Origin of the sequence: Paenibacillus albidus, from assembly GCF_014644435.1 — a bacterium.
Taxonomy (GTDB): domain Bacteria; phylum Bacillota; class Bacilli; order Paenibacillales; family Paenibacillaceae; genus Paenibacillus_AQ; species Paenibacillus_AQ albidus.
On sequence record NZ_BMKR01000006.1, the window covers coordinates 131,927 to 143,431 of the forward strand.

General features: G+C 52.3%; 7 protein-coding genes. 1 reads left to right on the forward strand and 6 read right to left on the reverse strand.

Features of this window, described 5'->3' with window-relative positions:
• Nucleotides 1–105: 105 nt before the first annotated feature.
• From IEY53_RS08985 to IEY53_RS09010, 6 genes are all read right to left on the reverse strand, one after another.
• Nucleotides 106–1,611 (reverse strand): alpha-glucosidase/alpha-galactosidase, encoded by a 1,506-nt coding sequence (locus IEY53_RS08985; RefSeq protein ID WP_189024071.1) that lies wholly within the window; start codon nt 1,609–1,611, stop codon nt 106–108.
• A gap of 101 nt (nt 1,612–1,712) precedes the next feature.
• Nucleotides 1,713–2,642, reverse strand: a complete 930-nt coding sequence (locus IEY53_RS08990; RefSeq protein WP_189024326.1) for an AraC family transcriptional regulator — start codon at nt 2,640–2,642, stop codon at nt 1,713–1,715.
• Between the two features lie 78 nt (nt 2,643–2,720).
• Complete coding sequence (locus IEY53_RS08995; RefSeq protein WP_189024072.1) at nt 2,721–4,781, reverse strand: methyl-accepting chemotaxis protein; 2,061 nt, start codon at nt 4,779–4,781, stop codon at nt 2,721–2,723.
• A 100-nt stretch (nt 4,782–4,881) separates the two neighbouring features.
• Nucleotides 4,882–5,727 (reverse strand): sugar ABC transporter permease, encoded by an 846-nt coding sequence (locus IEY53_RS09000; protein ID WP_189024073.1) that lies wholly within the window; start codon nt 5,725–5,727, stop codon nt 4,882–4,884.
• Nucleotides 5,724–7,037 (reverse strand): sugar ABC transporter permease, encoded by a 1,314-nt coding sequence (locus IEY53_RS09005; protein WP_189024074.1) that lies wholly within the window; start codon nt 7,035–7,037, stop codon nt 5,724–5,726. Before IEY53_RS09005 ends, IEY53_RS09000 begins: the two co-directional genes overlap by 4 nt.
• Before the next feature lie 89 nt (nt 7,038–7,126).
• Nucleotides 7,127–8,461 (reverse strand): sugar ABC transporter substrate-binding protein, encoded by a 1,335-nt coding sequence (locus IEY53_RS09010; RefSeq protein ID WP_189024075.1) that lies wholly within the window; start codon nt 8,459–8,461, stop codon nt 7,127–7,129.
• Nucleotides 8,462–9,184: 723 nt separating this feature from the next.
• Between IEY53_RS09010 and IEY53_RS09015 the strand changes: the two genes are divergently transcribed.
• The gene (locus tag IEY53_RS09015) at nt 9,185–10,930 is read left to right on the forward strand and encodes an alpha-glycosidase (protein ID WP_189024076.1); all 1,746 of its coding nucleotides are present in this window, start codon (nt 9,185–9,187) and stop codon (nt 10,928–10,930) included.
• Nucleotides 10,931–11,505 lie beyond the last annotated feature (575 nt).

The following is an 11,505-nucleotide window of genomic DNA, read 5'->3' on the forward strand; positions in this document are numbered from 1 at the left end:
CCCCAGGTCTGTGCACAAACGGAAAAGGAAAACAAGAACAAGACACAAAATGGCAAGCCTGCAGACCAATCTGCGGGCTTGCCATTCCTATTTTATGTGAAAGTCCTAGTGTACTTTTTCGCGGTCCTTACCCTTGTCGGATTCACCGGCATTCTTATTCGCAGCCTGGCGGTCCTGCTGCATCTCTCCCACCGTCTTCACTTTCAGCCGCGCCGCCCCCTCATTCCCGTCCCGGGTTGGCACAAGCTTCCCGGAAGCGAGCCGCTCCTTGGCTGCGGCGATGGATGTGCCGTATTGCGGCAGCCACTTTTCCCCGGCAACCAGCATCTCGTCGACCATCTGCCAGATCTCTTTCGGATTGCAGACCGCCCCTACAAGCGGGTCCAGCATAAAGGCCTGACGCAGCAGCTGGTCATCTCCATGGACGGCGGCTTCCACAGCGAGCCGCTGTACGGAAATACTTACATTACATACCGCTGCCAGTCCCAGCGGCAGCTCGCCTACGGCCGGCATGGAAATGCCGTTGCGGTCGACGTAGCCCGGCGCTTCTATAATCGCGTCGTCCGGCAGATTCGCGATCACTCCGTTGTTTACCACATTAAAGTGACCTCTGTAGACCCGTCCTGTCTCCAGACCTTCTATAATGTAGGAGCCGTGCTCTTCACCGCGGTTCTCGCGGCTATACACAAGCGCAGGATCCTTCATCCAGTTCGGGAAATCGGTCTCGAACCAGTTGCGCCCCTCAGTGCAGACCCGCAGATACCCTCCGGTCTCGCCGTTAATCCAGCTTCCTAGGTCAATCCAGTCCATAATCTCATCCGCCCGCTTACGGTACCATGGCACATATTCACTAAGGTGGCCGTTGGATTCCGTGCTGTAATAGCCGAACCGGCGCAGCATGTCGATCCGTACCTTCTCCGTACGGCTGAACTCCGGATGTTTCTCAAAGGCTTCCAGCAACCCTTTTGTCAGGTCTTTGCCCTCGTGTTTGGCGGAGATATACCAGGTCTGGTGGTTAATGCCCGCACAGATGATATCCACATCTTTTTTCTCCAGCCCATAGACATCGGCAATCTGCTGATGGCCATGCTGCACTCCGTGGCACAGACCAACCGTGCGCACACCGCCATATTTATTGCAGGCCCAGGTCAGCATTGCCATCGGATTCGAATAGTTGAGCAGTAGCACATCGGGTGCCGCTACTTCCCGGATATCCCGGCAAATCTTCAGCATCTCGGCAATGCCGCGTTGTCCATACATGATGCCTCCGGCACACAATGTATCCCCTACACATTGGTCAACACCGTATTTTAGCGGAATATCCACATCGGTCGCAAACGCCTCCAGCCCGCCAGCCCGAATAGTACAAAATACGTACTTCGCACCTTCGAGCGCTTCTCTGCGGTCTGTCGTCGGCTGAATTTGAATCTGGAGGCCGTTCTCCCTGATATCCCGCTGGCACAGCTCTGTGACCATCTCCAGATTGTGGCTGTTGATATCCATAAACGAGACTTCAATATTCTTGAATTCCGCTACTGTCAGCAGATCGCGCAGTAATCCGCGTGTGAATCCGATACTGCCTGCCCCGATAAAAGCAACTTTAAACGACATGGCGTTCACCCTCCGGTCATGAATTGGTTTGTTCCTGTCCATTGTAGCAAGGCTGCAAGGGTGAGCGTAACCAATATCATGACCTCTTTTAAAAAAAGATGTCAAATATCCTCACTTATGTTCGTTCCAGACTGTTCCCCGTAATTCCATTTGTGGCGCTCTATGGAGTTCCTGTATTCCACAGGAGTGCAGTGGGCGTACTTTTTGAAGAGCAGATGAAAATATTGACGGCTGCTGATGCCCACATAATCGGCAATCTCCACAATGGGGATATCGCTTTGCCCAAGCAGCATTTTAGACTTCTCCATACGCAGCATGGTCAAATAATCGGTTAACGTCCGGGAGGTGTGCTCCTTGAATATCCGGTGCAAGTAACCGGGATGCAGGCTGACTGCCGCTGCAATATCCTTCACCTGAATCGCCTGATCATAGTTCTGATGCATAAATTCGATACTCCGGCGCACATAAATCTGTGCAGGCTGCTGGCTGGCATGCCATTGTTCCCGGCGCAGCCGGGCCAGGCGCAGCAGCAGCTCCGAGAACAGCAGGTCGATCAGGCTTCCCTCTCCGGTCCGCCGCTGGTCGAGCTCCAGCACAAGGCTTTTCAGCACATAATAAATGTCTTCGGGATCGGGCAGCACCAGACTGGTAAAAGGATTCTGCAGCAGTTCAGCCACAACCTCCTCCTGCCTGGCCAGCCTGCCTACGGATGGAGCCACCCCACCGTATTCCGAGAATCCAAATTCCACGTTCAGCATGCGGCACGAGGTGCCTTCTTCCACAATAAGCCTGTGCGGGATGTTGGCATCCAGGATGATGAGTTCTCCGCGCTTAAGGCGAAAGCTGTCTTCCCGGCCTTCACCGGACATGACATCAACAACACAGCCCCCCGAGATCAGATACATGATTTCTGTTGAATCATGCTGGTGATAAGACATCCGGTAGCCGGTCCACTGCTTGTAATAATAAGCAAAAAATCGCGGGCTGTAGTCTCCGTCAATCAATGCTTTTTGAAAAAGGCTTCCGCTCAACTTCATTATCGCCTGCCCCCGCTCCCTTGTTCTTGCTTAATCCCAGTGTAGCTTGGCGGGCGCAGTTGAACAATCCCTCTAGGACAATCCCTGAAATGAACCCAGGGATGCCTTCAAGTCTCCGGCCAGTTCCTCCAGCTTAGCGGATAAGGACACCAGCTCTTCACTCACCTTGAGCTGCTGGGTGGACATCGAGGCCACCTCCTGCGTGGAGGCTCCGGTCTGCTGGACCACAGACCGGACACTGTCCATAGACTCACCCAGCTGCGTCTGGAAATCAAACAGCGCGGTGACGGAGGCGGAAGACTCATTGAGATGCCGGGTAAAGCCCAACATCTCCTGTCTTACACTTTCAAATATCATGGAGGATTCCTGTACAGACATAATCCGCTCTCCGAATAAGGGTGCAGCTTCCTGAACAACCTCAACCGTATGTTTGATATGCTGGCCGATCTCCTCCGTGATTTGTGTTACTGAATATATAGACTGGCCGGATTCATGGGCCAGCTGGCGGATTTCATCGGCAATGACAAGGAACCCCCGTCCGGCAGCACCGGCCCGGACCGCTTCAATGGAAGCGTTCAAGGCCAGGATATTCGTCTGCTTGTTCACTGCAATCATCGGACTCAGAATACTGCGGATCAGCTCGGTGCTTTCGCTTAGCCGGGACGAATGCTCTTGAATCCGGTTCATCATCGCCATTGTGGACTCACTCTGCTCTACCAGTTGCCGCATTAGCGCTGTCCCCTGCTCACTTACCGCAATTACCTTCCCCGCCGCAGCGTCCATCCGGGTATTCATTCCGGACATTTCATTCATTTGCGCCCCCATCGTTTCCACCCGCTGGTGACTCTGTTCTGCTTCCAAGGCCATACTGGCTGCCCCGCCTGCGATTTCTCCGGTGGCAGCCGCGATTTCTCCGGCATGCAGAGAAATAACGGCCGAGGCCTGCACCAGCTGCTCCGAAGTAGACAACACTTCTTCCGCCGATTGGCTGCTCTGCCTGGCCAGCCGGGCGATCTGCTCCATCATCCGGTTAAAGCTCTGGCCCAGCCGCCCGATCTCGTCCCGGCTTTTAAACTTCGCACGAACCGACAGATTGCCCCGTTCCCCTTCTTCCATTAAACCGGCCAATTTCCCCAGCGGTCTGCCAATGAGCCGCACCAGCAAATATCCGATCAGCAGGGCAATCACAGCCGCAGCCAACACTACCAATAACGTTATGTAAATCAACTTGTCCGCCGACTTAGTAAAATCTGTCACCGGTGCATAACCGATCATGGTCCAGTCCGCTGTAGCGAGAGACTGATATACCACAAGCTGCTCCTGTCCTTGCTCATTATCTGCGGTAAAGGAATGCTGTACCTCTTGGGACTGTGCCTCCACAATCTTAATCGGTGACTGCTGGCCGAGTTGCGTTTCATCCGCACCGTAAACAATGCTTCCGGCTGAATCCAGAATGCGGATCTCGCCGGATTGGCCAATCTGAAGATTAGCCAGCACTCCCGTCAGCGCCTCGCCTTTAATCTCGATCAGCATATAATATTCTGCTTCGGGATGCTGAATGTTCCGCAGCAATCTGCCCATGGTCAAAGAGGCTTCACCATAAGCATCAAAAAAACCTTTGGGTCTTACCGGGAACCAAAACGGATTGCCCTTGGCCTCCTTAATCTGCTCTATCCGCTTCACAATCCCCTCATCACTACGGATCGGGCTGATCCCTGCCGACCGGTAAGACTCTGCATCTACCAGACTGCCCGAGATCAGCCGAATAGCCAGCACCCGCCCGTCCGACCCTTTGACAGCATCGAGTTTACGGCGGATTCGATCCTCCGCCGCAGTCCGGGCTACGGTCCCGGCCGCGTCATTATTCACCGTCTCCAGATCGTTTTTGAGCACAGCGTCAACCGCAAACTGCCTGGAGAGCGCTTCATATTCGGCAAACAGAAAATCAAGCTTATCGGCCGCCTGCACCACAGACTGCGCCGAAGCCGCCGCAACCTCATCCGTAATAATGCCTTTGGCGGCATAATAGGAAGTCCACCCTAGTACTGATGACAGCAGAACTATGCTGCAGAATAAAATAACAAACAATTTGACCCCCACCGATTGGATAGCTAACCCCCGAACCCTTCTCATACTCCTTCTCTCCCCACGGCAAAATAAAAGGTACAGCCCTCCTGTAGCTTACGCAAGGCTGTACCCGTTTCATTATGCTTGTATTTAGTTTGGTGCTGCTTTATCCTTTGCTGGCTCCCGCCGTCAGGCCGTCCACCAGCATCCGCTGCAGAAAGACGAACAAAATCATTATCGGAATGGAGATCAACACGGCTCCGGCCGAAAACAAGGTGAAGTTGGTATTCTGGTTGCTGTTGACCATATCCCACATGCCGACAGCCACAGTCCAGTTCTCCTTGGTCCGGAGAATCAGCTTGGCAAAGATGAAATCGACCCATGGGCCAACAAACTGGGTTAATGCCATGTACGTAATCATCGGACGGGACAACGGCAGAATAATGCGGGCAAAGATACTGAAATTGCTCGCGCCGTCAATCCTGGCCGCCTCATCCAGCGAACGCGGGATGGTGTCCAGAAAGCCTTTGGCAATAAAGGTGCCGCCTAGCGGCGCACCGGCTGCATAGACGATAATCAGTGCCAGATGCGTATCGAGCAGATTAAACTCTTTTAACAGCAAATAAATGGCAATCATGCTCATGAACCCGGGGAACATCCCCAGAATCAGCACCGTAGACAGCGCCGTCTTACGCGCTTTGAAACGGAACCGGGAAACCGCGTAGCTGGTCAGCAGAGTCAGCACTACCCCGATCAGCATGGAGCAGACAGCAATCTTGAGTGTATTGGCGTACCAGGTTCCGAACATATAGACAGGTGAAGTAAACAGCTCCGTATAATGGTCCAGTGTGAAGCGCTCGGGAATCAGGGTCTTGCTGTAAAGTGATTTGCCGGGCCGGAAGGATGCCAGAAGAATCCACAGAGCCGGATACAGAGCCGCAATCGCCAGCACAGTCAACACAATGTAACTAAGTGTCAGGCGCAAGAAGTTAGCAAGTTTACGTCCGCTCATTGAATCATGTCCTCCTCTTTGAATGATTTGGTCCGGCGGTAATTGTACAACGAGAATGATGCCACAATCACAAAGATAATAATGCCGATTGCCGAAGCCATATTGTTTTTATTCTGATCCAGTGTCAACTTGTACAGCCAAGTCACGAGCAGATCCGTTGAGCCCGCATACTGATAATCCCCTTTCACGGGATTACCGCCGGTCAACAGGAAGATCGCGTTAAAGTTGTTGATATTGCCGGCAAACTGCGCAATTAAAGTCGGCGCGGTAGAGAACAACACCATCGGCAGCGTTACAATGCGGAACTTCTGATAGGCGGATGCCCCATCCACCTCTGCCGCTTCGTACATATCACGGGGAATGGTGGTCAGTACACCCATAATCAGCAACATGGAGACCGGAATCCCCACCCACATATTGACGATGATTACGGTAACCTTTGCCCAGAACGGATCTGTCAGCCAGGGCAATCCGTCCAGGCCAAAAAATCCGAGGTACTGGTTGATCGGACCGAATTGGCCGTTGAACAAGTTGCGCATCAGCAGCAGGGAGATCAGCTGCGGTACAGCATAAGGCACAATCAGAATCACTCTCCACATGCCTTTGAAGCGAATGCCCTGCTGACTGACCAGCAGAGCTACAAGCAGCCCGCCGAAATATGTAGTCACGGTAGACAGAACCGCCCAGATTATGGTCCAGGTCAGCACTCCATAAAACGTGTGGCTCCAGGTCTTGAGCACAAGCAGATTGCGGAAGGTCTCAAATCCGACCCAGTCCACCAGCTTCGCCGGAGGCAAATGATTCGGTGCGGAGTAGTTCGTGAAAGCCAGCATAATCATGAAGATGATCGGCATGATCGTAAAAAACAAAATCCCGATTCCGGGTAACACTAAAAACGTCTGCGCAAATTTATAATCCAGAATATAACGGATCGTCTGTCTGAACGAATTGGCGGATTTGCCGCCCTCGCGCTCAGCCCCTGTCCGGTAAGCATCCCTGATGTTCATATACCAGGCGATAAGGACGACCAGCAGAAACAGCAGAGTAATCAAACTTTGAATCAGGATATAGATGGAATGGTCGCCAGGCACCATTTTGGCAATCCCTTTTACCTTCTGCAGATGACTGGGGGTATCTCCTAATGTGGCCATCCCCCACATTGCCCTGCCCAGATTCTGGATGAAATAAATCAAGGCCAGCGCCTCTACAGCTACAAAAATCAGCCCTTTGATGAATTGGCGGTTATATATTTGTCCCAATCCCATAAATAACGTCGACAGTATTGCGGCTCTTGTACGGTGTCGCTGCATTTCTCTTCCGTTCTCCTCTCTACGCGTAAAATCGTAAAAACCGCCTGCCGCTAACCATGCGGCGGGCGATTTTATAACACTTTATGCGGTTATTGCGATGCGCCGTTGTTCAGATCCTTGATTTGCTGAACTGCTTTATCCATGGCAGCTTTTGGATCTGCGTTGTTGTCCCAGATTTCGGGAAGCGCTGCGTTTACCGGGCTCCACACATTGCCCATTTCAGGAATGGAAGGCATCGGCTGCGAATTGGTGGCTTGCTGGGCGAAGGCGGATACATAAGGGTCACTCTTGATCTGCGGGTCTTCCAGCGCCTCTTTATTTGTCGGAACCGACCCGATCGTTTTGTTCAGCAGAAGCTGGGCTTCTTTGGTGGTCGCGAAGTCTGCGTACATTTTGGCGGCATTTGGATATTGGGTGTAGGAATTGACGCCATAAATCTTGATGCCCGAGAAGGTTATGGACGTTTTGCCGTCAATGGTAGGAATCGGTGCAATTCCGAGACTCTCACCCAGCGCTTCCTTGTATGCACCCAGTTCCCATGGACCGGTAATATCCATCGCTACGTCGCCGGAGATGAACAGGCTGCGTTTGATATCAGGATTGATGTCACCGCTTTTGATCGGCAAGGCTTCTTTCAGCTTAACAAAGGTCTGCAGGCCTTTAATCGCGCCTTCGCTTGCCAGCCCGATATCATCCTTGTTCGTGCCGTTGTCACCGAAGAGGTAACCTCCATCCGACGCAATGAACGGGTAGTTAAAGTACATGTTGCCAACTTCCCACATAATGCCGTATCTGTTCTTGGATTTGTCTGTGAACGTCTTACTGAAAGCCAGCACATCATCAAACGATTTAGGGGCTTCTTTCACCAGAGTTTTGTTATAAAATAGGGCAACGGTCTCAGCCGCACGCGGATATCCGTACAATTCGCCCTCATACGAAGAACCGATGATGGAAGCTTCCGTATTTCTGGTTTTGGTTTCTTCTGCAAAAAGATCATTCGGAAGCAGCAGACTTGCACTTGCAGCCTTGCCCAGATTGTCATGCGGAATGACAACAACATCGGCAGCAAGACCGGAAGGTCCGTCTTGGGTAAGCTTGGTGACTTGGTCCGGCGGTGCCAGCTCTTCAATTTTGACGGGGACATTATATTTCTCTGTAAACTGCTTGGCGATCGCTTCGGTAAAAGCTCTTTCCTCTTTACTCTCCCATACAGTCAGCGTCGCGCCTTCTTCCGGCACCACACCCTCAGATGTAACGGCGTTGCCGCTGTTCGTTCCTGCATTGTCTGTTCCTGTATTCTCAGCAGGTGCGTTGGTAGCTGCCGTGTTACCTCCGTTATTGCCATTGCCGTTCGCTCCACAAGCTGTTATCGACAGTGCCATTGAACATGCTGCGGTGATAACCATCATTTTTTTAAGCTTCATTGCCTTAACCCCTCCCAATTTGTGAACTGCTTTGGTGAACCAGTCAGTGCGTTTCTAAGTTGCTGTTTGCTGTGTCGCTGAGCTGCCAATCCTGGTGTCGTCACTTGCGCAAACGATTTCAGAGCGGCCAAAAAAAATTTCAGTTTTTCTTTTACACCCCTCCATGTTATGCACTTGCAAGACTGGAAAGCGCTTCATTTCTGAATACATCATACAACAGTCGTTAAAGTTTGTAAAAACGTTTGCATATAGGGTATTTCGTCATTTATCATGATATTATATATATTTCAGCCTATTTACTAATCCTTTTAAAGGATATCTCTTAATTAGTCCGTTTTTCTATTATTGCCCCTTTCTTGTTGAGTGATGAGTTTTCAAACTACCGCTGTAATCCTTGCTCAGCCCTTGTTTATAATCCTGAATCACCTGTTCTCTCCAGTCATACGCTGTGAAATTTTGTGCAAAGGTTTGTACAAATATATTGAACCCCTAATTATTCCATGCTATAATCCAAATCGTTAAGGGAGTGCCCTCCCCCATATTCCATACAATTCAAAGGCAATGTTCCTTGAGACAGGTACAACCTCGGCTGTCTAGCCAGCGGGCGGTTGTGCCTTTTTGCTGTGCGCCCAGTGATTTCAGAACCAAGCTGTGCTTTTCAGGCCGATTTTGTATGAAACGGCTTTAGGGGGCATGTCTACAAAACTATTAGGAGGAATTATTATGTTACTTGAAGCTGTATATCACCGTCCACGCCTCAACTGGTCTTATGCGTATGATGTGAACACCATTCATCTTCGTCTGCGTGCCAAAAAAGGCGATTTAACCGAAGTATTCGCCTGGGCCGGAGACAAATATGCCTGGGACACCACCAAGGAACTGATTCCCATGACGCTTTTCACCTCGGACGCGATGTTCGATTATTGGGAATGCTCGTCCGTTCCTATGCACCGCCGGCTGAAATACGGCTTCCTGCTGCAGAAGGAGCATGAACGGATCTGGATGACCGAAAGTGACTTTCAGACCACCCGTCCCGAGAATCCTAACCGGTTATTTGAATTCCCTTACTTGAACCGCGTTGATGTATTCACGCCCCCTGCCTGGGTGAAAGATACGGTCTTTTATCAAATATTTCCGGAGCGTTTTGCGAATGGCGATCCCTCTCTGAGTCCGGAAGGCGTGTTGCCCTGGGGCGGAGCCCCACAGCGCGACAACTTCTTCGGGGGTGACCTGCAAGGAGTGATCGACCATCTTGATTACCTCAGTGAGCTTGGCATTTCCGGCATCTACTTCACCCCTGTCTTTACCGCTACAACCAACCACAAATATGACACGGAAGACTACATGAAGATTGATCCGCATTTCGGTGATGCGGCCACGCTCAAGCGATTGGTCGATGCCTGCCATGAACGGGGAATCCGTGTGCTGCTGGATGCTGTCTTCAACCATTCAGGCAGAACCTTTGCCCCGTTTGTTGATGTATTGGAAAAAGGCGAGGACTCGGCATACAAGGATTGGTTCCACATCCGCCAATTCCCGCTGGAGGTGGTAAACGGTATTCCGACTTATGACACCTTTGCCTTTGAGCCGCTGATGCCCAAGCTGAACACCGAAAATCCCGAGGTCAAAGAATACTTGTTACGTGTCGCAGAATATTGGATCAAAGAAATCGGCATTGATGGTTGGCGGCTGGATGTGGCCAACGAGGTGGATCATGAATTCTGGCGCGAATTCCGGAAGGTTGTCAAACGCGCGAATCCGGAAGCCTATATTCTGGGTGAAATCTGGCATGAATCTGCTCCGTGGCTGGAAGGCGACAAATTCGATGCCGTGATGAACTATCCTTTCACCGACGCGGTCACCGATTTCTTTGTGAACGCTTCACTGGATGCCGAAGGGTTCGCGAATGCCATCGGCAAGCAGCTGTCCCGTTATCCGCTGCAAGCCAGCGAGGTGGCCTTCAATCTGCTGGACAGCCATGATACCCCGCGCCTTCTGACTCTGGCCGGCGGGGACAAAAACAAGCTGAAGCTGGCCGCATTGTTCCAGTTCACGTTCATGGGCACTCCTTGTATTTACTACGGGGACGAGATCGGTATGGATGGCGAAGGGGACCCTGACTGCCGTAAATGCATGGAGTGGGATACCGAGAAGCAGGACCGTGAGCTGTTCAGCTACTTCCGCAGGCTGATCGATATCCGCAGCAGCCACCCTGCCCTGCGGACCGGTTCAATCCACTTCCTGGAGGCAGCGCGGCAAGGAAGCAAACTCGCCTACGAACGCCGACTGGGCGATGATGTGCTCATCATCCTGCTCAACAACGAAGAGACTGCCCAGACCTTCCGCATCGATGTCGATGAACGGAACTGGGAGAACGTCTTTACCGGCGACACGCTGCGTGCTGAGCGCAGCAAACTTACAGTCAAGCTGCCCGCTTACGGCTACGCCGTGATCAAGGCAGTATTGTAGCAGCTCGTATGAACAGGGCATCCCCACAGCCAGGCTGGCTGTGGGGATGCCCTGTTTCGCGTGGCGCCGCTGCGGGGGGCGGCACGGGGTGCGGGGCGGGCGCACGCGGGAGCGGCGCGGGCGGGCGGGGGGCGCGGCGTAGAGCGCAAGGGCGTGGCGGGGCGCTGGCACGGCACGCAAAGGCGTGGCGGGGGCGCGATGGGGGGCGCACGCGGGAGTGGGGCGCTGGCACGGCGCGCAAGGGCGTGGTGGGGGCACGCGGAGCGGGGCGCTTGCACGGCACGCAAGGGCGTGGCGGGGGCACGCGGGAGCGGGGCCTCGAGACCGCCAGGCAGAGTCGCATCCACATGAGGACGTAATGCGAACGCTCAGTAGAGTTCTGATGTATTTTGTACATCAAAATCCTGCTAAATTCTCCACTTTTGAGGTTCTGATGTATTTCGTGCAGCAGAATCAGCAAAAAACACTCCAACAGAGCTGGTTCTCCAAAATCCGATGTACGAAATACATCAGATTCCATTTACAGCGGTATTTCAGATGATTCTGATGCACTTTTTACATCAGAATCGCTGTTT

What these genes read in the sequence shown, in the direction of transcription:
- IEY53_RS08985 (WP_189024071.1), bottom strand. Translation starts at nt 1,611, where the DNA reads ATGTCGTTTAAAGTTGCTTTTATCGGGGCAGGCAGTATCGGATTCACA.
- IEY53_RS08995 (WP_189024072.1), bottom strand. Translation starts at nt 4,781, where the DNA reads ATGAGAAGGGTTCGGGGGTTAGCTATCCAATCGGTGGGGGTCAAATTG.
- IEY53_RS09000 (WP_189024073.1), bottom strand. Translation starts at nt 5,727, where the DNA reads ATGAGCGGACGTAAACTTGCTAACTTCTTGCGCCTGACACTTAGTTAC.
- IEY53_RS09005 (WP_189024074.1), bottom strand. Translation starts at nt 7,037, where the DNA reads ATGCAGCGACACCGTACAAGAGCCGCAATACTGTCGACGTTATTTATG.
- IEY53_RS09010 (WP_189024075.1), bottom strand. Translation starts at nt 8,461, where the DNA reads ATGAAGCTTAAAAAAATGATGGTTATCACCGCAGCATGTTCAATGGCA.
- IEY53_RS09015 (WP_189024076.1), top strand. Translation starts at nt 9,185, where the DNA reads ATGTTACTTGAAGCTGTATATCACCGTCCACGCCTCAACTGGTCTTAT.